The organism is Eudoraea algarum (genome assembly GCF_050589645.1).
Taxonomy (GTDB): domain Bacteria; phylum Bacteroidota; class Bacteroidia; order Flavobacteriales; family Flavobacteriaceae; genus JBNGOQ01.
Genome location: NZ_JBNGOQ010000001.1, coordinates 519,661 through 546,455, shown reverse-complemented (window position 1 = coordinate 546,455; position 26,795 = coordinate 519,661). Strand labels below are relative to the sequence as shown.

At 47.4% G+C, this 26,795-nt stretch carries 24 protein-coding genes; 18 read left to right on the top strand and 6 right to left on the bottom strand.

The window, feature by feature from the left end; all coding sequences use genetic code 11:
• Positions 1-3: 3 nt before the first annotated feature.
• Both ACRD67_RS02485 and ACRD67_RS02480 read right to left on the bottom strand, forming a co-directional pair.
• Positions 4-663: an aspartate kinase gene (locus tag ACRD67_RS02485; RefSeq protein WP_430965452.1), complete on the bottom strand. Its 660-nt coding sequence runs from the start codon at positions 661-663 to the stop codon at positions 4-6.
• A 51-nt stretch (positions 664-714) separates the two neighbouring features.
• The gene (locus ACRD67_RS02480; protein WP_430965451.1) at positions 715-1,074 is read right to left on the bottom strand and encodes a YraN family protein; all 360 of its coding nucleotides are present in this window, start codon (positions 1,072-1,074) and stop codon (positions 715-717) included.
• Positions 1,075-1,279: 205 nt separating this feature from the next.
• Here ACRD67_RS02480 and ACRD67_RS02475 point away from each other — a divergent pair, with 205 nt between their 5' ends.
• The 8 genes from ACRD67_RS02475 to ACRD67_RS02440 all read left to right on the top strand — a co-directional run bounded on the left by ACRD67_RS02475 (position 1,280) and on the right by ACRD67_RS02440 (position 9,992).
• A complete protein-coding gene (locus ACRD67_RS02475; protein ID WP_430965450.1) occupies positions 1,280-2,788 on the top strand; it encodes a DUF1800 domain-containing protein in 1,509 nt (502 codons plus the stop codon).
• An 11-nt stretch (positions 2,789-2,799) separates the two neighbouring features.
• Positions 2,800-4,491, top strand: a complete 1,692-nt coding sequence (locus ACRD67_RS02470; protein WP_430965449.1) for a DUF1501 domain-containing protein — start codon at positions 2,800-2,802, stop codon at positions 4,489-4,491.
• A 130-nt stretch (positions 4,492-4,621) separates the two neighbouring features.
• Positions 4,622-6,712, top strand: a complete 2,091-nt coding sequence (gene metG, locus ACRD67_RS02465; protein ID WP_430965448.1) for a methionine--tRNA ligase — start codon at positions 4,622-4,624, stop codon at positions 6,710-6,712.
• A 94-nt stretch (positions 6,713-6,806) separates the two neighbouring features.
• Positions 6,807-7,127 carry a GIY-YIG nuclease family protein gene (locus tag ACRD67_RS02460; protein ID WP_430965447.1) on the top strand — a complete coding sequence of 107 codons (321 nt, stop codon included), beginning with the start codon at positions 6,807-6,809 and terminating at the stop codon, positions 7,125-7,127.
• Positions 7,128-7,294: 167 nt separating this feature from the next.
• Positions 7,295-8,197: a histone deacetylase family protein gene (locus ACRD67_RS02455; protein ID WP_430965446.1), complete on the top strand. Its 903-nt coding sequence runs from the start codon at positions 7,295-7,297 to the stop codon at positions 8,195-8,197.
• Positions 8,198-8,329: 132 nt separating this feature from the next.
• Positions 8,330-9,160 carry a phosphatase PAP2 family protein gene (locus ACRD67_RS02450; protein WP_430965445.1) on the top strand — a complete coding sequence of 277 codons (831 nt, stop codon included), beginning with the start codon at positions 8,330-8,332 and terminating at the stop codon, positions 9,158-9,160.
• 78 nt (positions 9,161-9,238) lie between these two features.
• The gene (locus ACRD67_RS02445; protein ID WP_430965444.1) at positions 9,239-9,757 is read left to right on the top strand and encodes a ferritin; all 519 of its coding nucleotides are present in this window, start codon (positions 9,239-9,241) and stop codon (positions 9,755-9,757) included.
• Between the two features lie 70 nt (positions 9,758-9,827).
• The gene (locus ACRD67_RS02440; protein ID WP_430965443.1) at positions 9,828-9,992 is read left to right on the top strand and encodes a hypothetical protein; all 165 of its coding nucleotides are present in this window, start codon (positions 9,828-9,830) and stop codon (positions 9,990-9,992) included.
• A 28-nt stretch (positions 9,993-10,020) separates the two neighbouring features.
• Here ACRD67_RS02440 and ACRD67_RS02435 read toward each other — a convergent pair whose 3' ends face one another.
• From ACRD67_RS02435 to ACRD67_RS02425, 3 genes are all read right to left on the bottom strand, one after another.
• On the bottom strand, positions 10,021-10,467 hold the full coding sequence (locus ACRD67_RS02435) for a hypothetical protein (protein ID WP_430965442.1): 447 nt from the start codon (positions 10,465-10,467) through the stop codon (positions 10,021-10,023).
• 134 nt (positions 10,468-10,601) lie between these two features.
• Positions 10,602-10,928, bottom strand: coding sequence for a single-stranded DNA-binding protein (locus ACRD67_RS02430; protein WP_430966177.1), 327 nt, complete (start codon positions 10,926-10,928; stop codon positions 10,602-10,604).
• Between the two features lie 279 nt (positions 10,929-11,207).
• Complete coding sequence (locus ACRD67_RS02425; protein WP_430965441.1) at positions 11,208-12,281, bottom strand: hypothetical protein; 1,074 nt, start codon at positions 12,279-12,281, stop codon at positions 11,208-11,210.
• Positions 12,282-12,850: 569 nt separating this feature from the next.
• Here ACRD67_RS02425 and ACRD67_RS02420 point away from each other — a divergent pair.
• Genes ACRD67_RS02420 through ACRD67_RS02400 form a run of 5 tightly spaced genes read left to right on the top strand, consistent with a single transcriptional unit; the run spans position 12,851 to position 19,736 of the window.
• On the top strand, positions 12,851-13,456 hold the full coding sequence (locus tag ACRD67_RS02420; protein ID WP_430965440.1) for a hypothetical protein: 606 nt from the start codon (positions 12,851-12,853) through the stop codon (positions 13,454-13,456).
• A gap of 11 nt (positions 13,457-13,467) precedes the next feature.
• Positions 13,468-14,082 (top strand): collagen-like triple helix repeat-containing protein, encoded by a 615-nt coding sequence (locus ACRD67_RS02415; RefSeq protein ID WP_430965439.1) that lies wholly within the window; start codon positions 13,468-13,470, stop codon positions 14,080-14,082.
• 21 nt (positions 14,083-14,103) lie between these two features.
• Positions 14,104-15,693, top strand: coding sequence for a hypothetical protein (locus ACRD67_RS02410; RefSeq protein ID WP_430965438.1), 1,590 nt, complete (start codon positions 14,104-14,106; stop codon positions 15,691-15,693).
• 4 nt (positions 15,694-15,697) lie between these two features.
• Entirely contained in the window at positions 15,698-16,744 is a 1,047-nt protein-coding gene (locus ACRD67_RS02405; protein WP_430965437.1) for a hypothetical protein, read from the top strand.
• Between the two features lie 40 nt (positions 16,745-16,784).
• Positions 16,785-19,736 carry a hybrid sensor histidine kinase/response regulator transcription factor gene (locus ACRD67_RS02400; protein ID WP_430965436.1) on the top strand — a complete coding sequence of 984 codons (2,952 nt, stop codon included), beginning with the start codon at positions 16,785-16,787 and terminating at the stop codon, positions 19,734-19,736.
• Between the two features lie 136 nt (positions 19,737-19,872).
• Here ACRD67_RS02400 and ACRD67_RS02395 read toward each other — a convergent pair whose 3' ends face one another.
• On the bottom strand, positions 19,873-20,859 hold the full coding sequence (locus ACRD67_RS02395) for a M43 family zinc metalloprotease (protein WP_430965435.1): 987 nt from the start codon (positions 20,857-20,859) through the stop codon (positions 19,873-19,875).
• Positions 20,860-21,000: 141 nt separating this feature from the next.
• Between ACRD67_RS02395 and ACRD67_RS02390 the strand changes: the two genes are divergently transcribed.
• The 5 genes from ACRD67_RS02390 (at position 21,001) to ACRD67_RS02370 (ending at position 26,774) form a co-directional block, all read left to right on the top strand.
• Positions 21,001-24,147, top strand: a complete 3,147-nt coding sequence (locus ACRD67_RS02390; protein ID WP_430965434.1) for a VPS10 domain-containing protein — start codon at positions 21,001-21,003, stop codon at positions 24,145-24,147.
• A gap of 124 nt (positions 24,148-24,271) precedes the next feature.
• Positions 24,272-25,123, top strand: a complete 852-nt coding sequence (locus tag ACRD67_RS02385) for an ABC transporter ATP-binding protein (RefSeq protein WP_430965433.1) — start codon at positions 24,272-24,274, stop codon at positions 25,121-25,123.
• Positions 25,107-25,859 (top strand): hypothetical protein, encoded by a 753-nt coding sequence (locus ACRD67_RS02380; RefSeq protein ID WP_430965432.1) that lies wholly within the window; start codon positions 25,107-25,109, stop codon positions 25,857-25,859. Before ACRD67_RS02385 ends, ACRD67_RS02380 begins: the two co-directional genes overlap by 17 nt.
• A 2-nt stretch (positions 25,860-25,861) precedes the next feature.
• Entirely contained in the window at positions 25,862-26,242 is a 381-nt protein-coding gene (locus ACRD67_RS02375; RefSeq protein ID WP_430965431.1) for a GntR family transcriptional regulator, read from the top strand.
• Positions 26,229-26,774 carry a GIN domain-containing protein gene (locus ACRD67_RS02370; protein WP_430965430.1) on the top strand — a complete coding sequence of 182 codons (546 nt, stop codon included), beginning with the start codon at positions 26,229-26,231 and terminating at the stop codon, positions 26,772-26,774. The genes ACRD67_RS02375 and ACRD67_RS02370 overlap by 14 nt, the downstream gene beginning before the upstream one ends.
• Positions 26,775-26,795 lie beyond the last annotated feature (21 nt).

Genomic DNA, 26,795 nt, shown 5'->3' with positions numbered 1-26,795 from the left:
TGCCTAGAGCGTCTTCAAATCCTTGATAGTGCGGAAGGCGATATCTACCTGCTCATCATTGACCAAAATGGTAAACTCGTTTGTAGTGGATATCACCTCGTACAATACAATGCCTTCCCAGGCCAAACGCTGAAAGATAAAATAGTAGATACCGGGTACCGATACGTTCTCTGCCGGTAATTTAACGGTAATGGAAGAAAGATTTTCCGCTTTTTGTGTGCACTTTTCCTTCTTAAAAAGGGTCTCTACGGTATCGTCCAAACTGTTGCTGATCACTATGTTGATCTCGTTCACCCCCCGCGAGGAGGTATAAAACACATCTTGGTTGGCATTTACTTCCTCCAGAAGTTGGGCCTGCTGTGATAAGATGGTGTCCGAGGCCAAAAAAGTATAATCCGAGAGCGAGGAACGCACGGTAATCTCCCCAATATTCTTCAACACCTTGATAATTTTGTGCGTAGCCCTGAACTCCAGATCATCGGACAAGCGTTTCAGCGCCATGACAATGGCCCCGTTTCGAATGTCCTTTCCCAATTCTTCTTCGATCTCGGGTCTTACGATCCTGGAAAGGGAAGTCAGGTTAATGATACCTTGCGCCAAGGCACTCTGTAAAAAAGGTTTCTTTTTGATGTACTGTTCTACAACAGAGGAGATGGTTTTCATAGCCGTGTGTTTGAAACAAAAATAACAATTTGTTACAAATAAAACAAATATTTAAAAATGATAGAAAGCATTTTCCAAGTGTTCTATTTCAAAGGACCCCTTGTCCTTGCGGATCGTTATAATATCAAAACGCACTTCCCGATCCAAATCGTGCGTTAGCACATAATAATCTGCCGCCATGACCAATCGCTTAATTTTTGCCTTGGTTACCGTTTCCGCAATGTGCTCAAATAATGTGGAACTCCTTGATTTTACCTCAACTACGGCCAAAATATCCCCTTTTTCCGCTATGATATCTATTTCTGCTTTTAGGTATCTGTAATTGGTGCATTTTATCAGATAGCCCTTTTCAGTAAGGAAACGGACCGCCAATTCCTCGCCTTTTTTTCCAAATTCATTGTGTTTCCCCATGGATTTCCTTAAAATCTTAAAAATCTTTGCATTTCATCGAAAAATTTAACATTTCATCGGTCTATTGACCACAAGATTGTAAATTGGCGTCTGACAGACATCGAAAATACGGGGATTTACATACTATCCCAAGTATTGAAACGTTTAGTAATAGTTTAATAGTTGCCCCTAATACTATGAACCTATAAATAACGCACCATAGACTATGGAATATTTCATCAATTGTAATACTTCAACTCTGGCGCCCTACACCGTTCCCTTGGACCAACAACGGGCCGCCCATTTGTATAGAAGACTTGGATTTAGTGCTTCTGTGGACACCATAAACCTAGCGGTTGGCCAAACGGCCGATACCTTAGTGGACAATCTGATCAACGAGGCCCTAAACTTAGCCCCTTTGCCCGCCCCTGTTTGGGCAGATTGGAATGACAACAACTATCCTGCCGACGAGGACGCCGCCAGGCAGCTGAGAAACCAGCAACTGCAGGATTGGAGAATTGCCTATACCAATGCCTTGATCGGTGGCAATCTTAGAGATCGCTTAAGTTTTTTCTGGAGCAACCATTTGGTAACGGAAGTGGACATTTACAACTGTAACTCCTTCTTATACTATTATACCAATACCCTACAACGGCATGCCATCGGGAACTTTAAGACCTTTGTGAGCGAAATGGGACTAACCAGTGCCATGCTCTATTATTTGGACGGTGCCTATAACAACGGAAACAACCCCAATGAAAACTACGCCAGGGAGCTTTACGAGCTCTTTACGCTAGGGGAAGGCAATGCCTATACAGAACAAGACATCATTGAAACGGCTAGGGCCCTATCGGGCTATGTCAATCGTGGGGAAATCGGGTGTAGCCCGGTAGCCTTTGATGCCACGGCCTTTGATGCCGGTTCCAAGACCATTCTGGGCCAGACCGGAAATTGGGGCTATGACGATGTTATGGATATCCTATTCAATGAAAGGCCCAATGAGATCGGTCGTTTCATTTGTAAAAAGTTATATGAGTTCTTCGTACATCCCGATTCTTCGGATGATGCGGGGAATGCCGAAACGATCATACAGCAATTGGCCAGCACTTTTGTGGCCAACAATTTTGAAATTGCACCGGTACTGAGCCAACTTTTTAAAAGTCAGCACTTCTTTGATGATGAGGCCATTGGTGTAATCATCAAGAGTCCGTTCGATTTTTACCTGAACGTTATTAAGGAAACTAGTTTTTCTTATGACGACAGCGTAATGCTCAATGTTATCGATGCCAGTAGGTTGTTGAGCCAAAATCTTTTTGACCCGTTTGACGTTGCCGGTTGGCAGCGCGATAGGAGTTGGATCAACACCAATTTTATTATTGGTAGATGGCTCTCCATTGAAATTCTGATCGAAGGCTTCTATCAAAACAATCCGGAACAGTTCAGGACTTTTGCCGTAAACGCGGTTGATCCTGCCGATAGCAATACCAGTAACCCCGAAATTGTGACCAGGGCCATTCTCAATAGGCTCCTGCCCAAGGGAATCCACGATGACGAGTTTGCGAACGCACTTTCCGCCTTTGCGGAGGCCGAAGGGGTTATTCAAGAATACTACAGCCCCGATTATATTCCTGGAGGATTGTCTCTATGGATGCTTTCCATTAGCCCGGAGGTTCCTTTTCAGGTTTATCTCCTACTCCAGCATATCGCAAGACAACCAGAATTTCAATTAAAATAAAACCTACGATTATGTGCAACAATCACCATATACCCGCAAATCTTGGCAAGAATGATGAAGGCCATGATATGGAACACAAGTATTGGAGCAGACGTTCCTTTCTTCAGGCATTGGGAATTGCCGGATCAGGTTCCATGATGTTGGGCAGTAATATGCTCACCGCATCCGCCCCATCACCACTTACCGCTGCGATAGCAGATGCGGAAACCGATAATATTTTGATCCTAATCCGCCTATCGGGCGGTAATGATGGCCTTAGTACGGTCATTCCCATGGAACAGTACGATACCTATCGCAACGCCCGACCCAATATCTATATCCCGGAAAGTAAGGTGTTGCAGTTGACCGATGAATACGGTGTACCTTCCTATATGACGGCCTTGGAGCCTCTTTGGGGCGATGGCCAGTTCAAGGCAGTGCATGGTGTAGGTTATGAAGGCCAAAGTTTATCTCACTTTACCGGCTCTGATATTTTTGCCAATACGGATTTGACCACTACCGGTGAATCCGGGCTCAATACAGGATGGATGGGTAGGCACTTTGAACAGTGCTTCCCAGACTACCTTTTAAATCCACCACCAGCACCGGCCGCTATTCAGATTGGTAATTTCGGAAGCTTGGTATTCCAGGGTGAAGAAACCAATTACGCTTTTGTGACCAACAATATCGATCAATTGGAACAAATTGCGGAAGATGGTGTGGTATACGGCTTGGACGATGCCTTGTTCAACGGCTGTATGTATGGGGACCAATTGAAGTTCCTCAGAGGGGTGGCAAACACCACTTATGAATATGCCGGTAAAATCCACGAGGCTTATGAGCGTGGTCAGAACCAGGTAGAGTATCAGGAGAACAATTTTGCCAGACAATTGGCACTGTTGGCTCGCTTGATCAAAGGAAACCTGGGCACCAAGGTCTATATGATCTCTATGGGTGGTTTTGATACCCACGGAAATCAGCCCTTGGCCCATGAACGTTTAATGACCAATTTATCCGTCGCCGTGAACAACTTCTATGAAGACCTTGCCTTTACGGAACAGGATGATAATGTATTGAGTATGACCTTTTCCGAATTCGGAAGAAGGATTTTCGAAAACGGTTCCAACGGTACGGACCATGGAAAAGCGGCTCCTACCCTATTCTTTGGTTCCGGTTTAAATGGAAGTGCCTTTGTTGGAGATCATCCTTCGCTGGATAGCCCCAATGGCCGAGGCAACTTGGAATACACTATGGATTTTAGGGACCTGTACGCCACGGTTATGGCAGAATGGTTATGTGTCCCCATTCCGTTGGTAGAACAGCATTTGCTTAACCACCCCTATGCGCCAGTTAACCTAGGATTTAACTGTAGCGGTGTGGATTTCCCCGATATCGTGTATAGCGATGGGGAGCCTACATTGCCTACTCCTGGAGACCCGGAAGCCAATCCGGAACTGTTGAACGCCATTGTGCACAGGCCTTTTTATCCCACTGCGGAAACGCCACATATTTATTTGGAAATGCCATTTAGCGCACATGTAGACATTCAGTTGTTCAACATTTTGGGACAGAATCTAGGTACTGTGTTCAACGAGATGATGTTGGAAGGTTCCACTGAGATCAATATCAGGGAAAGGATGTCCTCACAGTTGGCCACAGGAAAGTACATTTACCGTATACAGGTTCAGGATCAGAAGATGAGCAAGTCGGTAATGGTTGCTTAATTACGCCCCACTATGCAACTTAGCCTTCGGCAGTACTGAAAATTTCAGTACTCCGAAGGTTTTTCTTTTATAAAGGCTTGGGATAACTCTATCCAAAATTGGTATTTTTGTGCCCTAATACAAATTTTAGATGTCCACGAACCCTCAAGCCCCTTCCCAAACAAGAAGTAGGTATACCGTCACCGCCGCACTTCCCTACACCAATGGGCCCATTCATATTGGCCATTTGGCAGGTGTATATGTGCCGGCAGATATCTATGTGCGCTATTTGCGCCTTACCCATAGGGATGTGGCCTTTGTATGTGGTAGCGATGAACATGGGGTTGCCATTCCCATGAAGGCCAAAAAGGAGGGTGTTACGCCCGAGGAAATCATAGATAAGTACCACAGTATCATAAAAAAATCCTTTGTTGATTTTGGGATTTCCTTTGACAACTATTCCCGTACCTCGGCCAAGATACACCATACCACCGCGTCGGATTTCTTTAAAAAAATGTATCGCCAGGGCGATTTTTTGGAGGAGACCACGGCGCAGTTGTACGATGACGAGGCCCAACAGTTCCTGGCAGACCGCTTTGTAATTGGAACCTGTCCAAGGTGTGGATATGAAGAAGCCTATGGCGACCAGTGTGAAAATTGCGGCTCTTCCCTAAATGCCACGGATCTGATCCATCCAAAATCGACCCTTACGGGCACACTGCCCACCTTAAAGGAAACCAAGCATTGGTTTTTGCCCCTAGATCGATATGAGGATTTTCTGAGGGACTGGATCTTGGAACAGCATAAGACGGACTGGAAACCCAATGTATACGGACAATGCAAATCTTGGATCGATGACGGACTAAAACCCAGAGCAGTCACCCGTGATCTGGATTGGGGTATTCCGGTTCCTGTTGCCAGTGCCAAGGGCAAGGTACTCTACGTCTGGTTCGATGCCCCTATCGGTTACGTCTCCTCCACCAAGGAATGGGCAGAGCGGGAGGGCAAGGATTGGGAACCGTATTGGAAGGACAAGAACACCAAGTTGCTCCATTTTATTGGAAAGGACAATATTGTGTTCCACTGCATTATCTTTCCCAGTATCCTCAAGGCCATGGGCGACTATATTTTGCCAGAAAACGTGCCCGCCAATGAATTCCTGAACCTAGAGGGCAACAAGTTGTCTACCTCCAAAAACTGGGCTGTATGGTTGCACGAGTATCTGGTGGAATTTCCCGATATGCAGGACGTATTGCGCTATACACTCACGGCAAACGCTCCCGAGACCAAGGACAACGACTTTACCTGGAAGGACTTTCAGGCCCGAAACAACAATGAACTGGTGGCCATTTTCGGCAATTTTGTGAACCGTGTCGTGGTCCTTACCAACAAATACTACGAGGGGGTGGTTCCTGAACCGGGCGCCTTTAACGAAGTAGACCAAGCAACACTCGCCAAGCTTAGGACGTTCCCTCAGACCCTTTCCGCATCCCTAGATCGCTATCGCTTTCGCGAAGCCAGTCAGGAACTCATGAACCTGGCCCGGCTGGGCAACAAATACTTGGCCGATGAGGAACCCTGGAAAGTGATCAAGCAAGACGAGGAACGGGTCCGGACCATTATGTACGTGGCCCTGCAGATCGTTTCGGCCCTAGCAGTTTTGAGCGAACCCTTTTTGCCCTTTACGGCAAAAAAATTAAGCGCTATCCTCCAGCTTTCGTCGCTGGATAAGGAGACCGATTGGAATGACGTTTCCAGTCGTGAAACCCTGCTCCCTTCCGGCCACAACATTGGGCAGGCGTCACTGCTATTCCGAAAGATCGAGGACAAGGAAATACAGGCCCAATTGGATAAATTGGAGGCCACCAAAAAAGCAAACGCAACAGAAAACAAAGCCATCATGCCACAAAAAGAGACCATTACCTTTGATGATTTTTCCAAACTGGATATCCGCGTGGGCACCATTGTTGAAGCCGAGAAAATGCCCAAGACCAAAAAGCTATTGGTCCTGAAGGTGGACACAGGCCTGGACACCAGGACCATTGTTTCGGGTATCGCAGAAAGTTTCAGCGCCGAGGAAATTGTAGGCAAAAAGGTGAGCGTGCTGGTCAATTTGGCCCCAAGAGCGCTGCGAGGCGTGGAAAGTGAGGGCATGATTCTGATGACCGAAAACAGCGATGGCAAATTGGTCTTCGTGAACCCTGATGAAGATGCAGTAGGCAACGGGGAGACCATTAGTTGATTGGCAAACCAGCTCCATATGCAGCCTTAAAGGTTTTCAAAAGCAGAACAATGTCAGGTCGAGCGCAGTCGAGACCTCCATATAGCGTTCATCCATGAAATTATATTATGTCTACATTCTTAAATGCGCGGACGGACTTACCTATACCGGTATTACCAATAATCTCTCAAGAAGGTTTTTGGAACACAAAAATGGTCTAATTAAAAGTTGTTTTACCTACAAACGAAGACCCGTAAAACTCATATTTCATCAAGAGTTCAACGACGTGGTCCAAGCGATATACTTTGAAAAAAAGATAAAAAATTGGAGTGCAAGGAAGAAACTTGCCTTGGCCAATGGCCAATATGATATGCTCCAAATTTTAGCGGAATGTAGAAACGCGACACATTCCAATTACAATCCTGAAAATGAATAAGGTCTCGACTGCGCTCGACCTGACAAATAGTGTACAAAACCCATGTTCGAAATAGCCTATGATCCCATCTACAAACGTCCGTTACCGGTGGGACATCCGTTCACTATAATCCTGAAATTAATCAAGGGTTCGACTGCGTTCGACCTGACAAATAGTGTACAATATCCATGCTCAAAATAGCCTATCATCCCATCTACAAACATCCGTTACCGGAGGGCCATCGGTTCCCTATGATCAAGTACGAGCTCTTGCCACAGCAACTGTTATATGAGGGGTCTTGTAGCCCGGAAAACTTTTTTGAGCCCGAAATCCCCAACGATAAGTACATCGTAGCTGTACATGAACCGGAATACTTCTATGACCTGCTCAACATAAAGATTCCACCTCGGGAAGCCCGAAAAATAGGATTCCCGCTTACAGAGGATCTCGTGGAACGGGAACGCACCATCGCTGATGGCACTATGAAAGGCTGTGAATTTGCTTTGGAGCACGGCATCGCCATGAACATAGCCGGAGGCACGCATCATGCTTATACGGACCATGGGGAGGCCTTTTGCATGCTCAATGACCAGGCTATAGGGGCGCGCTATCTGCAGGCCAAGGGATTGGCCAATAAAATACTGATCGTGGATCTGGATGTACATCAGGGCAATGGAACGGCAGAAATCTTTCGGGACGATCCCTCGGTCTTCACCTTTTCCATGCACGGGGCAGGCAACTATCCCTTCAAAAAGGAAAAATCGGACCTAGATCTGGCACTTCAAAAGAGTACGGGAGATCGCGAGTATCTTTCCCTCCTCAAAAACACCTTGCCCCGACTTATTGATACGGTAAGACCCGATTTTGTCTTTTACCTGTGCGGGGTGGACATTATCGCAAGTGATAAACTCGGTACCTTATCCCTGACGACAGCGGGGTGCAGGGAGCGGGACCGGTTTGTATTGAACACTTGCCATACCCACCAGATTCCTGTACAATGCAGTATGGGAGGAGGGTATTCGCCCAATATCAAAGACATAGTGGAAGCCCATGCCAATACCTTTCGCCTAGCCCAGGAAATTTACTTTTAGATTATCCAGATATGGAGTATATTCATCCTATCAAAAATAAAATTAACAACTACTTCCCCAGTTTTAAGTTTCCCATAGCACTGCTTGGTAACACTTGGGCAGTACCTTTACGAAGCCATTTAAACCTAAATAATGAATAGACTGTACCTAGTACTTTTGCTTTGTACCCTTCACCTACAAGGGCAAAATCCCGAAACCCCGGTTTCCAAAACCAACTGGCAATTGTTCACCTACGACATAGCCACCGTATTTGAAGGGGTGGGGTATGCCTACAGCAGGCCCTTGCATTGGAAAGGAAAACAATGGGCCACCTTTGGGGCCGTTATGGGCGGTACCGGAATGCTCTATCTGGTGGATCAGGAGACCTCTGACTTTCTCAGGAGGCAGCGCGAAGGCGTACCTCAGTTCATCAGGGACTACGGCACCAATTTTGGGAGTCCGCAGTACAACTATATGTTTACCGGGGGCGTATACCTCACCGGACTCTTCACCAAGGACGAAAAATTACGGCGCATGGGGGTACTTTTGCTCTCCTCGGCCACGGCGGCAGGACTGTTACAACAAATCACCAAATCGCTCGTGGGGAGGGCCCGGCCCACCAGCGGAAAAGACAAGGACACCTTTGACCCCTTCAACTCGGACAGGCTCTACCATTCTTTTCCTTCTGGCCATGTACTTTTGGCCTTCAGCAACGCCTACGCCATTGCCAAAGCATTCAAAAGTCCCTGGGTAAAGGCAGGTATTTACACCGTGGGCCTTGTACCCGGCGTTTCACGACTTTGGGACGGTGAGCACTGGCTTTCCGATGTAGCGCTTGGGGTAGCCATCAGTATTTTTACGGTGGAATCCATAGATCGCTACCTCGACAAAAAATATGACAAGAAGTACAATCAGCAGGAAAAAAAACTGAGCTGGGACCTGAATATCTCACCGAGACATGTAGGTATTACCGCGAGATTTTGATTCAAGGGAACAGGGAGCAGCCCTATACCATCCTATTTGAAAATTGCGTAATTTTATAACATCTTAAAATAAAGGACTATGCTATCAAAAAAATTGGAACAAGCGCTGAACGATCAGATCCGGATAGAAGCGGAATCCTCGCAGGTATATCTGTCCATGGCCTCTTGGGCAGAGGTTAAAGGTTTGGAGGGAATTGCTGGTTTTATGTACGCGCATTCCGATGAGGAAAGGATCCATATGTTAAAACTGGTGAAATATGTAAACGAACGTGGCGGACATGCTCAGATTTCGGAGCTCAAGGCACCGAAGACCGATTTTGGCAGCTTTCAAAAGCTGTTTCAGGAACTGTACGAACATGAAATTTTTGTCTCCGAGAGCATCAATGAACTCGTCCATGTTACCTTACAGGAAAAGGACTATGCCACCCACAATTTTCTCCAATGGTATGTGGCCGAGCAAATTGAGGAAGAGGCACTGGCACGGACCATTCTGGATAAAATTAACCTCATCGGGAACGACAAGGGCGGCCTCTATCTCTTTGATCGCGATGTGCAACAGATTACCGTGGAAAGTGCCGCGGCAAATCCACAGGCATGATTTAACATTTAATCTTATTTAGATTGAATTAAAATAACTATGTTTGCGCTTGTTATTCAGAACCTAGCGCATGGGCAAAAAGAAAAAGGCGAAAAAAAAGGAACTCAAAAAGGCGAAGCTCAAGGAGCTGGTTCCCAAGGGTTGCAAGACCAAATGCTGCAAAAAATACAAGAAGTCGGAGGCCAAGCGCTGTGGCCGTTGCCCCTGTTACGACCTTCTACAGAGAGTCGCTTAAGGGTCCCATTGCTTCGGAAGTCATCGAACTATTGAAATTTTTTCTTGCTCACGGCCGAGATTTCGGCGGGCTTACCAGCCTTGTCCCCTAGGAAGGCGCTACTGTAGCTGGTCTTGGATTTACCATATTGGTAATAGAACGCCGCCTGCAGATAGTATTGGGCATCGTGCTTGCAGTGGGTGCTACAATGCAGCTCATGCTCCAGGTAGGCATCCCTTTTTCCTTTTAAATAGCCTTGGTAGGCCGTATAATTCCTTTTTTTAAGGGCTTTTTCGAAGTTTTTTTGATCCGTCCAGAAATCGGCCTCGTCCGTCCCGTTCAGGGACTGCAGTGATTGTTCGTACATGGCATCGGTCTTGGCCAGTTGTTCAAAGGCGGCCATATCCATGACCTTCCGCTCCATTTCTTGCGAAAAGATTCCCGCATGCAACAGCAGCAGTAAGGCTAAAAGACCGATATGTGCTTTCCTTTTCATCCTTGGGGCTAAGGTTAACAACTTCAGGGGAATATCCCTTTAGCTTTTACCTTAAATTAGGAAAATTATTACCCCAATCAAAAGAAAGGGGGCAAAACGCCCCCTTTATCGATAAATTGTGTTAAAGAAGCCTTTCACAGCATCAGGAGTTCGTTACATCGTATTTCTGTGACATAGCGCTTTTCGCCCTCCTTGTTCTCATAGGAGCGATTCACCAGCTTGCCTTCCACCGCCACTTCCTTACCCTTGGTGAGGTAGTTTTCCACGATTTCCGCGGTCTTCCCCCAGGCCACAATGTTGTGCCATTGGGTGTCCGTGACCTTCTCCCCCTTGGCATTTTTGTAGTTTTCGTTGGTGGCAATGGAAAATTTGGCCAATTTACCGCCATTTTCCAGTTCAATCACTTCGGGATCTTTCCCCAAGTTTCCGATCAATTGTACTTTGTTTCTCAGTGCATTCATCATACATAATTTTTAAGCCCTGAATTAACTTCAGGACGGGTTAAACAGTTCATGTCATCGTCTATGCATAGTTCGATAGCACAAACATATTAGGGGTATGACAAAGGATTCGGTTAGGAAATATTTATTTTCGTTTGTAAACGTTTGTAGTCGTTTGCACATGATTAGAAATGCTGTCTATGAGGCACCTGTTCCAAGGTATGTTCTTTTGATTTTGTTAAAAAAAACTGCCAATGCGATGATACACATTGGCAGTTAAAATGGTATGGTTTCAGTAATTTAGTCGTCGCAATGGCCTGGGCCGATTTCTCCATTATTATAGGCATCAAGGATGTCATTAACTGACAAAAATTGAGCTCTTAGCGGATCATCGCCCTGCAATGCTCCTATTTCGGCCGGGGTATACGTATTGAATAAATCAGTTCCCAGTGCAAGGGCCTCATCCACCTCATCGGGAGAAGAAGCGCCATTGGCAACATTGAGCGAGGCCGCAATAAACTGGTGCGCGGCCTGATAATAGCTATTTCCACTAGGCGCAGTTTTTAAAACCTGCTGATAGGTTTTACCACTTAAAAAGAAAATATCATCCCTATTGTGGGGTGCAGGCCAAGGCCCTTTTTTGGGGTTTTTCCAAAATCCTTGGGTAAGGGTACAACCTTCATCCCCTTCCTCTACATTAACACAAAAATTATCTACCGCTCCGGAACCGTCCAGCGTAATGACCAACACTTCTACGCCCGTAGCATTTACAGCAACCATTTGTTGCGTGCCATTGGCAATCATACCTATGTCACCATCGGCAATCAAAATACCATCCCCGTCGAAAGCCTCGTAAGTTCCTCCTTCCTCCGTGTCTATGGCGGTAAATTCAACAACATCGACCACTCCGGTTCCAAAACCGGAAAAATCGAACGTAAAAATACCTCCGGGAACACCATCATCATCCGGATCGGCGGCATCCAAATCCTCGGAAATAATCAACACTTCCTGATTATCCGCGCCGGGAACCACAAGGTCGTCATCACCACCAGTGGGATTATCGGTATCAAAGACCATCGCGTGGTTTACATCTGGACGTGCAGGGTCAAGATTTTCTCCGTACACACTTATTGATCCTGCAATTACTTCTCCGGAAACTCCGTTACCCGAGGAGAGACTACTCACAACAGTACCTGCCGCTATGGGCGTAAAATCAATTACTGCGTCACAAGCGATTTCTGCCTCAAAGTTTACCGCCTTAAGTGTAAGGCCCTCCTGAGATTCTTCGCCGATACCTTCTGTTTCACAACTGGTGAAAATCAATGACAGCCCCAACATTAGGGTAAAGGGCAATCGAATTCCTAAGTTTTTCATATAGAATTGGTTTATGGTTAATACAAATTTTTGAATGCGAAATTAAAATGGGGGAGAAATAAACCCGATTATCACGGTCTATCCTAAACAATATAGACAATTCCCATGGTGAAATTTAAAGGGATTCGGTATAACGCTAAAAGTAGACGTTAAAACGCTTAAAATCCGGCTTTAGCAATCGTTCGTCCCTAGGGAATCATTAAGGTAAGTGGCCATTTCATAATATCACAAAGGCCAGGCATATGAAAAATCCCTCTTTGGTGTTGATGGAATTGAAAAGCCCATCTTGTGGTTATTTGTTCTCCTTTTTCAATAGAGTGAAGGTAGAACACTTGCCTACTTTTGCACTCAAACCTAGGCCTTTTAACTACTTCTGCCCCACAAAACAGCCCCATATCATTGCCTTTTTCACCTATGTTACATTTCCGAAAGCCTTTGTTACATATCGGAAATCCAATAGCAATGCCTATCTCTAATTTCGGATTGTGATTTGGATAGTTTCCTCAACCGAGTGCATGCACAAATCAAATTTCCCCCAATAAAGAAGTTTACCAAAAAGAAAGCAAGGTATGAAAACACGAAACGGTATTTCAAGGATGATGTCATTGTTTCTATGGGTATTACTGATGGCTTGTTCCGCAGAGGACGGGGCCGTTGGACCGGCCGGACCCCAAGGGCCTCAAGGTGAACAAGGGATTCCCGGAACAGATGGACAGGACGGACAGGACGGTGCGGATGGGCAAGATGGCACGGCCAATGTATTTTCTTCGGGATGGTTTGAAATCGATCCCTGGGACACCGATATACCCGACTTTAAATTCCATAGGATCCCTGGGCTTATACTCACCGAGTTCCAAATTGAAAATAACCTGATTTTGGTCTATCGGAGGTATCAGCCCATCCCTACCTTTACCAGTGTAACCCTTTTGCCATTAGCGGAATACAATGGCAGTGGAACTGTGGAACTTTTGCTGACAAGTCGGGTTCAGGGCAACGGTTTGTTCATCCAGATAGAATCCTATGGCCGCAATGTGACCAATGATGAATATCTAGGTCCGGAAACCCAGTTTCGCTATATCATCATCGAGCCCGACCCCACATCGGATAAGAGGCCCATCAGTTTTTCCAAGATGCAGTACGATGAAGTTATTAAATATCTAGGGCTAGACCCATAAAATCCAATACTATGAAAAATTCCAATGTATTTAAAACCATAGGCCTAATGGCATGCATGATCCTCTTTTTATCTTGCAGTGCGGAGGACGGCGATGTGGGACCCCAAGGGCCCCAAGGAGAACAAGGTCCGGCAGGTGCACAAGGCCTACAGGGCGAACAGGGACCTGCGGGCGCAGATGGACAGGACGGTGCCGACGGACAGAACGGCAACGCCAACGTCATTTACTCGAATTGGATCCCTGCGGACTGGAACCTTCTAGACCTTCCACGCGTAAAGGAAATGCGTATTCCCGTTACCGAGATCGGCATTGACGAACTCAGGAACAAAACTTTGGTCTTTGTGTACTTCACGCAATGGGGAGATGGCAGGGTCCATGCCATGCCCAGTGGTGGCCGTTGGAGCAACACTTGGTATTCCTTTACTTTTGGCAACCGTGGCATCAACAGTCAGGGCATAGTTGTTTTGCTCGAGAGCACCAATGGGGTGGATTTAACGGAAAACCAGTACTCCGGCTCCCGTAATAATGATTTTCGGTACGTGCTGGTGCCTGAAAGCGCGCCCTCCGGAAAATTGGATTATACCGATTACCAGGCCGTAAAAGCCTATTATAACCTACCCGATTAACATCCCTAAAACCTCAAAAAAATGAAACGAATAGCACTGTTCACCGTTTTGCTCATCCTGGGAAACTCCCTTTTGGGCCAGACCAAAAAGATGACCACTTTTAAACCTGCACAACACGGCTTCAAATTTGATAACAGCTTCAAGAACATCTTTATCGATGCCATTGATTGGAGAACAGGTGGTCTTTGCGGGGGAATGACCTATGCCTCCCTGGATTATTATTACGCCAGGGATATCCCCGCTCCAAAAACCACTTTAAGACCCAATGAGGGCAGTCCACTGCAAAAATACCTGTACCAACGCCAAGTAACCTCCATTACCTCAAATCTGGACAAATGGGCAGAAATCGGGTTTAATCCAGGTGGCACCCGGAACGGTGAGTTCTTTACTTGGGGGGTAGAGAACAAGAAGGGAAGCAGGATCAATGAACTGCGCACCTTCATTGACCGGGGAAAACCGGTACCCTTGGGCCTTCAAAGTGTTGGAGAGAAGGATTCGGACCCGGGAAACCACCAGGTGCTGGCCATTGGTTATGATTTTGGGACCGTCCGAGATCTGGCAAGCGGCACCTACAAACGTAAAATGAAAATCTACACCTATGACCCTAACTATCCCAATGAAACGATGACCCTAGTGCCCGACTTTAACGGGCAGGTTTTTTATTATATGGAAAAGCCGCATATGCGATGGCGTACCTATTTTGTGGACCAAAACTACCGTATCCACCGTCCTATACGGACTTCGTTAAAGGACTATCCCAACGACGGAAAAGTACACGAATTGGTGTTTGAATTTGGAGTGGGCAACGATGACCTCAGAGGTGGCAATGACAACCTGAACCTGACCGTTTTTTATCACAACTCCACACCCCAACGCGTGTACAATGTGAATAAGGGAAACAAATGGATCGATGACTATGCCCAGTCGATCGTCATACCCCTGCGGAGGCCCGTACCCTTGAACACGATCAAATCGGTTCAATTGAACACGGTTTCGGGCAATGATAACTTTAATTTGAACCGACTTCTTATCCACGCAAAAGGGTTCGATATGAACAAGAAAATCTACGACAAACGCGGAGCCCCTTTAAAACGCTTTACGGGGCGGGACAAGGTCTTTCTGGCCAACATCAACAGTAAATCCCCCACCGTAGCTTCCCGATCTTCCACCCAAACCGGTTCTGGGAGCGTTGGCCAAGGGAAATCTACCTCGACCCGTAAACCCATTGACAAGCTGCGATTTTGGATACGAACGGGTGATGATGACCTTAGGGGCGGCAAGGACAATCTAAATATTGTTGTGCATTACCGTAATGGCAAGCGGCAACTCGTAAAAAATGTAAACAAAGGGACACGTTGGAAGGATCATACCACCACTTCCTTGGATATTAAACTGAACCAACCTATTTATGCCACCTCCGAGATATCCAAAGTGATTTTACAGACCACTTTTGGTGGAGGCATGGGGGGAGATAACTGGAACCTGAACTATTTGCACATCGTTGCCTATAAGGGAACCACCAAGGAAGACAGTTTTTATGAAAAAGGGGGCAACGATCAACGACTGTATCGGTTTACGGACAAAAACAACGCCTTTATGGCCAAAAGATAAACGTATGAGCGGCAGACCCTACAGCATAACACGGTATTTTGCCATCCTGGCCCTGGGTTCTTTGACCCTTGCCTGCGGGGGCGATGAGGACAGTGGTCCGCCCCCCCTATCGGCTTGCGAAACCGGTTCCAATCCCAATGTACGGTTCACGGCCTCCTTTACGGACCTCGATGACATCCAACACATTGAACCCCTGGGCGAACTGCAAGCGTTCCACAATTTTTCGGCACATACCTACGTGTTCATCAAACCGGAAGTGACAGAAGTACCCATTTACGCCCCGGTGGATATGGATTTAATCAATGTTACAAGTGATGGGGTCGATTTTCAATTGGTGTTCAAAGCCAGCTGTGAGGTGGCCCTCCGTTTTGGGCATGTCACCAACCCCATACCCTCCATTCGGAATTTGGTCGTGGGCCAAGGCATAAGCATGTTCGAAGGCCAGCCTCCTACCCTCTTACCGGTTTCGGCCGGAGAACAGATTGGGACCACCTCGGGCACGGCCCAGGCCAAGAGCTTTGACTTTGGGGTGTACCATTCCGAACGACCGCTCACGTTTTTGAACAACGACCGTTTCCATCCCGTGGAAACCTTTAGATACAGTAGTTGTCCTTACGACTACTTCACCTCCGACCTAAGTAGTCAAATGTATGATCTTTTTGGTCCGAAACCCTTGGCCCAACCCTTAAGTTGTAGAGGGCCAAGAGGTAGGGCAGGAACCATTGCCGGACCCTGGTTCGATACCGTGGAGGTGTTTTCCACCCCGCATTTTGGCCAGACCGAATTTTCACCCTTGCTGGTGGCCACCACTTTGAATGGCACGGTAAAGATTGTCCGTGGAACCGAACCCGACGTATATCGGATATCCCTGGGTGCGGCAACTCATATAGATCCCGAGACCGTGACCACCGAACATTGTTACGAGCCGTCCAGCGGGGGCTATTTTTACTTGCAGTTGCAGCCAGACGGCAGCCTCCGGGTGGCTCGGGAGACCATGGGTAGCTGTCCGTCCGAATTTCCGGCTTCCGGGTTTATTACCTATTACCGCTGATGGCTCAAGTTTTTGTATCTTTTTATGACAAACCAGTACCATGAAAACCTTTGGCCTTACCCTTGCCCTTCTATTTACTTTCTATGGGCTATTTTCCCAAACTCCAAAACAGATGGATTCCCTGGAACGGCTGCTGACCAGCACCTCCAGTGACAGTGTTAGAATAGCGATACAACGGCAATTGTATCTTGGTTACTACGATTCCCTGCCAAAAAAAGCGGCCCGTGTAACCCGCGACATGATCTCCAGGTCTATGAAATCCGGGTACGAAAAAGGAACGGCCGGGGGGCATTATTTATTGGGCCATCTGTATGTCACTTCCGCCAATTACGATTCTGCCAATTACCATTTAAGAAAGTCATTGGAAATAGGTATACGGACCATGCAACCCAATATTTCCCTGAATGCCTTGGAATGGATAGCGAACGTACATCAAAAAAAAGGAAACCTGGACAGTGCCCTCCTCAGTGTGCAGAGGGCGGTAAGGATAGCGGATGAAAATTCCGCTATATCTGGCGAAAAAATTGCCAGAATAAAGATGAACGAGGGCAGAATATACGATGCCCTGGGGAAATACGAGGAAGCGGTGAATACCTATGTGGAAGCCGAGAAGGCCCTACCGGATGGAGAGATTGGCTTACGAGGGACCATTAAAGCCTGGATCGGCAACCTGTATTACCGGCTGGAAAGGGATGAAAAGGCAAAGGAGTATTTTATACAGGCACAGGCCATTTTTAAGGAAACCTCAGATAGAAATGGCTACTATACCATGGAGAACAAACTCGGCAATATTGAGCAGGCCGCCAATAACCTAGTCGCCGCAGAAAAACACTATCTAACCGCTTATGCCCACTTTGAGTCCGTAAACGGATTTTCCAATATGGCCACCATAGGCAGTAATTTGGGGTACATCTATCTATCCCAAAAAAAATACGATCTGTCCAAAAAATACTTTGGGGAATCCACGGCACTGGCGGAAAAAACAGAACAAATAAGCCTCCTTCCTTATTCCTATAACGGCTTGGGAGAGCTGTACCGCAAAACCAATAATTTGGACAAGGCGGTTGCCAGCTACAAAAAGGCAATCGATTTGGCCGAAAAAAAAGGGGCTACTTCCTACCTCACGGACAGCTATACCTTTTTGATAGAGGCCTATGGCGAAATGAGCGATTTCAAAAACGCCTATGAACATCAGGCCAGCTTAATCCGGATAAAGGACAGTATGCACCAAAAGTCGAGCTTGGAACGCATCAGTGCAATTGAAGCCCAATACCAAAATGAAAAGCAGGAGCAGGAAATCGCGCTCCTCACCTCACAGGCGCAGTTGGCCGAACAGAAGACCAAAAACCAGCGCAATCTGTTCCTTGCCGGCATCTCCGTTTTAGGGCTGGCGTTGATTACCATGTTTGTCCTTTTCAAGAACAAACAGCGGACGAATCTAAAGCTGAGGCAATTGGAAGCGGCAAAATCGAAGTTTTTCGCCAACATCTCCCATGAATTCCGAACACCATTGACCTTGATATCCGGTCCGGTTGCCCACCAATTGTCCAAGGAGGGTCTTTCCTCTGATGATAAGACCGACCTTGGACTGATCCAACGGAATGCCAGTCGTCTGTTGAAGTTGGTGAATCAGATATTGGACCTTTCGAAAATTGAGGCCGGCAGCAGAAAACTCAGGGTTTCCAAAGGAAATATGGAACTTTTCCTGAAGCATTTGATAGAGCCCTTCCACTATCAGGCAACCCAAAGGGACATGGCGTTCAAGAGTGAAATTGATATTCCGGAAAAGGTTTGGTTTGATCGCGATGTGATAGAAAAAGTAGTGTCCAATCTGTTATCCAATGCACTAAAGTACAATCCGAATGGAGGCCGCATTGATTTTAAGGCCGTACAAGAGGACCAACAGATACTGATAACAACGGTTAACGAAAACAACGATCTGACCGAAAAAGAACTTCCCCTTTTATTTGATCGTTTTTACCAGAACAATGCCATGCATCAGGGTTTTGGTATTGGCCTTTCATTGGTACAAGAGTTGGCAATCCTTTCCCATGGGACCATACACGCTTACAAACCGGATGCTGCTACCATAGCGTTTGAGGTAAGCTTACCGGTATCAAAAAATGCCTTTTCAAAAGCAGATGTAAGCCTAGAGGATGGGGCAGCTACCAAGATCCAAAAACCTAAGAAAGAAGTGCTTTTAGAACAAAATAATGGGGAAGAACAGCTTCAGGAAAGCTCCCTTCCCGTGTTGTTGGTTGTGGACGACAATGCCGAAATCAGGCTTTTCATCAAAACGCTCTTCAAAAAAGAATATCAAATCCTCGAAGCGGAAAATGGGGAAGAGGGGATAAACAGTGCACTCAAAACCATCCCTGATTTGATCATTTCGGATATTATGATGCCGGTAAAGGATGGCATCCACTTGAGCAATACCCTTAAAAACGATGAAAGAACCTCACATATCCCCATTGTGCTGCTGACTGCAAAATCTGGCGAGGAAAATGAGCTGACCGGCCTCAAAACCGGGGCCGACGCCTATATGGTAAAGCCATTCAAGGAGGAAAAGCTGCGCGTTGTCATTGAGAAACTAATAGCCACCAGGGAAGCCATACGTGAAAAGTTGAATAAGCAAGTGATTCTGAGCCCCAAAGAGGTCAAGCTAACCTCGGCAGATGCCAAACTGATAAGTAGAATTCGGCAAATACTGGATATGGAGTTGACCAACCCCGAGTTCAATGCAAGCGCTTTTTCTGAACAGATAGGATTGAGCCGTATGCATCTGCACCGTAAACTAAAGGCGCTTACCGGACTTTCTACGTCCGAGTTCATCCGCGTACAGCGTTTGAAATTGGCCGCAAAACTGTTGAAAGAAGGGCATTCCCATATCTCCGAAGTGGGTTATTCGGTGGGGTTCAATCAACCGGCATATTTCGCTACCGCTTTCAAAAAACAATTTGATTGTTCACCTTCAGAGTATGTCAATACCTGATCGATGGGGCCTTTATTAAGAATTGGGTCGTATGTGACTGCGGATTCTTTTTCAGGTTCAGGAGGGTTTTCCCATATTGTATATTTGGTGCCGAAGCAACAATCCAAGGAGATTAGACGCCCAGGCAACCTATCCATCAAGGCGCGTTCAATCCCGGACTTGTCAAAAGCGCTTTTCGCCCTGGGTGCTTATCCAGCACGTATCGCATACGCGCAATTTGGTCCAGAGTAAAAATGTTCATGACATCATCGTCCGAGTAGTTCATATAGTTGCCGATCATGATGTTTTCTCCTGCACAGCCCGCAAAGGCCTCCCGGCCAAAAACGGTTTTGTCCACCGCCGGGGTGTCATCACAATAATCGTTAAACGCGCAGTCCTTGCCGCCCCAAGTATGGAGCAAACCCAGGTAGTGCCCCATTTCGTGGGTCAAGGTCCTCCCCCATCGCGCATGGCAATCGATATCCGATTCCCCAAAATGGTTCCAGTTAACCAGTATGCCCTCGGCATCCCCGGGTCCTGGAAGGGACAGCAACTCGGTCCCGGGCAGATCGGTGTCCGGCCCTGACGCTTCTCCCAGTACCACACATTTGGCGTCATCGGGCAAGGGCGTGGTCCAGATATTGATGTATTGGTTCGGGGCCCAATAACTGTATTGTGCAAAATGATTGACGTTATAGCCCAAGTTGGGCTTCGCAACGCTCGAAGTATCGATCCGCACAATGCCCGTACTGGCCTCCCCATCGGGATTTTGTCTCGCCAGTCTGAATTCGATACGGGCGTCCCCCCCGTCCGGATGCTCATTGAATCCGCGGGTACCCTGCTTTCTTCTAAAATCCTCATTGAGGATCTCGATCTGTCTGGCAATCCGTTCCGCGGATAGGTTGGGCCCTTCTCCCAATGGCTCCCCATTGTGCAGCACATGGACCACCACGGGAAGGTACAAAAGCTCCGCCACGGGATCGGGGTCGGGGTTGGGCACTACCGGCGCCAACTCCTCTGCATCGCCCGAACAGGAAAGCAGTCCGACCAAAACGGTTAGGCATAGGGCCATGAGTCCTTTCTTCATCGGTTTGTTTTTATTCACTTCTTCTAGATGGGCAAAATAAAGGGGGTTGCTTTCCATAGCCAAAATTTTTAAGATTTTTAACGCGAGTTTAGTATTGTTTTGATTTCCAAGGGATAACGCCATATTCATATCACCAGGGTATTGGTGAACAGCTTCACATATTTGCTTATATTTAGTTGAAAATCCAACCAATATAATATGAAGACTGTTTCCTTGTTCCTGCTGGCCCTTTTGTTATACCCCCTTGGCACACCTGCACAAAAAAGAAAAAAGAAGGAGCAACCGCCCAAGGTGGTGCTCCAGGACTCCCTTTTCCACGGACTTAAGTGGCGTAATATCGGTCCCTTTCGCGGGGGGCGCAGTGTAGCCTCTACCGGAGTGGTAGGGCAGCCCATGACCTATTACATGGGCAGCACCGGAGGCGGTATTTGGAAGACCGTGGATGATGGCATCACTTGGAAAAATGTATCGGACGATTTTATCAAGACCGGAACGGTAGGTGCCCTGGCGGTCGCTGAGAGCAATCCCAATATTGTGGTCGCCGGTATGGGCGAACACGCAGCACGGGGGGTAATGACCTCCATGGGAGACGGGGTCTACAAATCCACCGACGCCGGAAAGACCTGGACCCATATGGGACTGGACAAAACGCGTCATATCTCGGATGTGGTCATTCATCCGAAGAATCCCGATATCATCTTTGTTGCCGCGCAGGGAGCACAGTATGGCACCACGGAGGAACGGGGCATCTATAGGTCCCAAGACGGGGGGAACAGTTGGGAAAGGGTGCTGTTCGTAGATACCCAGACAGGAGCGTCCTCGCTCTCCATGGATATGAACAATCCGCTGATCCTCTATGCTGCGCTCTGGCAGCACCGACGTTATCCCTGGACCATGGAATCCGGGGGCGCAGCTTCGGGCCTTTACAAATCTACCGATGGAGGCAGTACATGGGATAAAATGGAAGAGGGTCTACCCAAGGAATTCGGCAAGGTGGGCATTTCGGTCTCCCGTGCCAATCCGGAACGTGTCTTTGCCGTTATCGAGGCCGAAGGCAAGGAAGGCGGCGTCTATCGCTCCGATGATGCTGGTAAAAAATGGAAGCAAATCAACAAGGACCGGGTGAATATTGCCCGTTCCTGGTACTATATGGAAATCTATGCCGACCCTCAGGACGAAAACCGGGTCTATGTGCTCAACGCCCCGGTCATGAAATCCATTGACGGGGGAAAGACCTTTAGCAATCTGCCCACCCCCCACGGCGATAACCATCATTTATGGATACATCCTTACGATAATTCCAAGATGATCAATTCCAATGACGGGGGCGCCAATATTTCCAACAATGGGGGCAAAAGCTGGAGCCCCCAAACCAATCAGCCTACCGCACAGTTCTACCGGGTCATTACGGACCATCTGGTCCCTTACAACGTATACGGGGGGCAGCAGGACAATTCGGCCATAGCCATTGCCAGCCGCACCAACGATAGCGGTATCGATTGGAAGGATTGGTACTCCGTTGCCGGTTGTGAAAGTGCCTATCTCGCCTTTGATCCCGATCGACCCGATATTATTTATGGCGGTTGTTACCAGGGGATTATTGAAAAATGGGTGAAAGCCTCCAAGGAGGGCAAGCCCATAAAGGAATATCCAGAGCTTGCCCTGGGTAATGCCCCGGAGGATTTTAAGTACCGGTACAATTGGAACGCTCCGATCATCAGTTCCCCGCACGACCGTAACACCATCTATCACGCGGGCAATGTGGTCTTCAAAACTACCGATGGGGGAAACAGCTGGGACGTGGTGAGTCCGGACCTCACCCGTAACGATAAAAGCAAGCATGGTCCCGGTGGCGGACCCTATACCAATGAGGCGGCCGGTGGGGAAAACTACAATACCATAATGTACCTGACGGCCTCACCGCATGAGGAAGGGGTCATTTGGGCAGGCTCTGATGATGGCCTGATCCATATTACCCGGGATGGCGGCAAAAATTGGGAAAACGTTACTCCAGAAGGCCTTGCCGAGGGCATTGTAAACAGCATAGAGGTATCCCCGCACGACCCGGCAACGGCTTACGCCGTGGTCATGCGCTATAAATTTCTGGACCTAAAACCCTATATCTTTAAAACTTCGGACTACGGAAAAAGCTGGACCAAGATCGTCAACGGTTTCTCCGACGAACACACTTTTGTACGGGTGGTCCGTGAGGATAAGAAGGTAAAGGGGCTATTGTACGCCGGTACGGAAACCGGGCTCTATCTGTCCTTTGACGATGGTGAGAATTGGCAGTCCCTTCAATTGAACCTTCCGCCCGTCCCCATCAATGACCTGGTTATCCGGGACAATGATCTTGTGGTGGCCACGGCAGGCCGTTCCTTTTGGATCTTGGATGATATCGCTGCCCTACAGCACCGCGTACCCCCCAACAAGACCGTGACCCTATTCCCACCTAAGGACACCTATCTGATTTTTGGCGGGAGCAGCGAGAAACCCGTTCCCGGTCTGGGACAAAACCCCAAACAAGGGGTTACCTTTGATTACCACCTGGACAAGGATGCGGATAGCCTGGACCTAAAATTGGAAGTCTGGGACAAGGACAAACTGCTGCGGACCCTGACCAATAAAAAACCTAAGGACTTCAAATCCTGGCCAGGCGGACCTTCAAAACCGGCGGTACTGCCCTCCAAAAAGGGATACAACCGCTATACTTGGGATTTTAGAAGGGAAAGCCTGCCTGCGGTGGACAAGGTTTTTGTATTTGGCAACTATGGGGGAGGTAGAATCGGTCCGGGAAGTTATACCTTAAAACTGAGCCTTGAAGGATCCACTTCCGAAACCGAGGTACGGGTATTGCCCAATCCAAAAGTAGCGGCTACCCAAGCAGATTTTGAGGAACAGCAAGCCTTACTCGTTCAAATAACCGAGACCGTGGAGGATATTCACAAGTCCGTGAACCAAATGCGATCTGCCAAATCACAGTTGGAAGCCTATGCCAAGCTGCTGAAGGACCGTTCCGGGGCAGATAGCCTCATTAAAAAAGGAAAGGTCCTGATAAAACGGATAGATAGCTGGGAGCAGAGCCTCATACAGCCCGAGCAAAAGACCTTTCAGGACGTCATTAATTACAACAACCAACTCAATGCGGAACTCATGTACCTAAAGGGCTTTGTGGATACCGCGGAACCCAAGGTGACCGAGGGGGCCAAGGAACGTCTAAAGGACCTGTTGGCAGATTGGGCCGTTTACGAAAAGGAGCGGGATGCCATTGTAAGCAAGGAAATGGCGGCCTATAATCAGTTGTTTAAGGCGCTGGAACTACCTGCCATACTGCTGAAGGAATGATTTCGTAAGGGTTATGCGGATAAGGTTCCAACCCTTCGGAATTTTTCAATTTTCAAGAAAAAAATTTGTATATCCGATTTTGTTTGTTACTTTTGACGTGTACTAGATAACTAATACACTAATCATGATAGCGATCAACCGCTTGCGATTTCATTATCCCAAGGACAAAATGGTTCTTAACAATATCTCCCTGGAGCTGGAGCCTGGCAATATTTATGGGCTTTTTGGGAAAAATGGGGAGGGAAAAAGCACCTTGATCAAAATCATGGCGGGCCTGTTGTACCCCAAGACCGGAAGTTGTCTTGTGATGGGTGAACGCTCCGAGCGCAGAACGGTCAAAGGCCTACAGGAAATTTTTATCGTACCCGAGGAATTTGAACTGCCCGGAATTCGGATTGCGTCCTACGCACGGATCAATGCCCCTTTTTATCCCAACTTCTCCAAAGATCGTTTTAATACGCTGTTGGAGGAATTTAAGCTGGGCCCACACGAAAGAATCGGTCGCTTATCCTTTGGGCAAAAGAAAAAAGTACTCATCGCCTTCGGTATCGCTGCCAACACCAAAGTGTTGTTGATGGACGAGCCCACCAACGGACTGGACATCCCCTCCAAAAGCCAGTTCAGAAAAATCATGGCCTCCGCCGTAGATCAGGGAAAGTGTATTGTAATCTCTACACACCAGGTAAGGGATCTGCACAGCCTGATCAATCACGTAGTCATCCTGGACAATGCGGGGCTTGTATTTGACCGTTCTCTATACGAGGTCTCCGAAGGCCTATGGTTTGGAAAGGCCCAAGCGGACGACACCGAGCACCTCATCTTTTCCGAGGCTTCCTTTGGTGGAAAATCAGTCCTTCCCCGGGCCCATAGGGACGAAACGGAAGTAGATTTGGAATTGTTGTTCAATGCCGTGTTAACGGCCCCGGAACAAATAAATCAAGCATTAAACATAGCGACCCATGGCACCACAGTTTAATCCAAAGCGTATCGGCCATTTTATCTATCGGGACCTTGTGCTGCTCAAGGGAACCTTGATTACCAGCCTTTCTGTGGCCGGTGGTGCGTTGTTTCTCTTTAGCCTGTTCGCTATGATTAGGGACAAAAACCTTACGGACGGGGAGTTTACGGGCATTTTTGGTCTATTTTATATTCTAACGGGACTGGTGTTCACCTTTGCCATTTTTAGGGAGGCACAGCACAAAAAAATGGACCATTTGTACTTCGCCCTTCCGGTGTCCCCCTTGGAGCGCCTCATCGGTGCGTGGTTTGCCACGACTGTGCTCTACACACTGCTGTTCTCGATAGTGGCTCCCCTAATCGGGCAGTTTGCCATTTTGGTGGGCAGTGTTGTTTTCGGGGCGAATTTTCATTTGCTGTCCCTTTTTCAAGAGGCATACTGGCAGGTGGTGAAGGTTTACTTTTTTATTCATCCGGTCTTTTTGTTGGGTGCCATTGCCTTTGGCAAAAACCGGGTAGGCAAGACCTTGCTCTTCCTGGTCCTTCTGGTCTTGGGGGTGTTGTTTTACAATATGTTGCTCTACGGCATCCTCAATCACGGCCATGGGGTGTTTGACGATGATGCCTTGGCCTCGTATGCCTTTGACAGTGCCAAAAGTGATTTTGTCGGAGCCGGTATTGTTTTGTTCGCCGGCATATTGGGACCCGTACTATTGTTAACGGCATATGTAAAGATGGTGGAAAAGGAAGTATAACTATGGATTTTGACAATAGCAAACCTATTTATTTGCAGATAGTGGACTTCTTTTACGAAAACATCCTGATACGAAGGTGGCAGGACAACGAGCGGATTCCCTCGGTCCGTGAGATTGCCGTGATGGTCGAGGTAAATCCCAATACCGCCATACGTGCCTTTACCCATTTGCAGGAGCAAGAGGTGATTTACAACAAAAGGGGAATCGGGTATTTTGTCTCGGAAAACGGCTATGGGAAAGTACTGAATATTAAGAAAAAGGAATTTATGGGAGAGGTACTCCCCGATGTGTTCAAAAAAATGCGCTTGTTGGATATCAGCTTTGAAGAAGTAAGGCACGCATTTGACCAACAGAAAAATGAAACCGACCATGAAAAAAAGTAATCTGATCATATGGGGTGCCATAGCGGTGGTCTTTATTTTTTTCACCGCTTTTCAGCTAAGGGTACATGGCTATGTGCGTAAAGGGGCTCCCAAGGAGGACTTGGGCGATCGGCGAAGCGAGGCACGCACCCTAACGGATTTTAAAACGTTGTCCGTGGGCAAAGGCCTCCACGTCTATTTTCAACAGGACAGCCTTGGTTCACTGCGCTTGGAAGCTCCGGAAAAGCTGCTGCCCGAAATCCAGGTGGTGCAAGGCCCCTATACCTTGAACATAACCGGCACCGAGCGGATACGGAAGGTAGATTCAATAAAGATTTTCCTATCCAACCCATTTCTGGATACCTTAAAAGTGGGCACGCAATCCCACTTTGAAACCAACGGGGCCGTTTCGGGAAAGGAGGTGGTACTGGAATTTGAGGGCAACAGCACGGGGGTACTGCAATTGTCCTACACCAGGGTGAAATGTATAGGAAGTTCAGATTCCAAGGTGAAAATCACCGGGGATTCCAAGGAAATCGATTTTTCCAACTAAAAAACAAAACCATTGACAGGC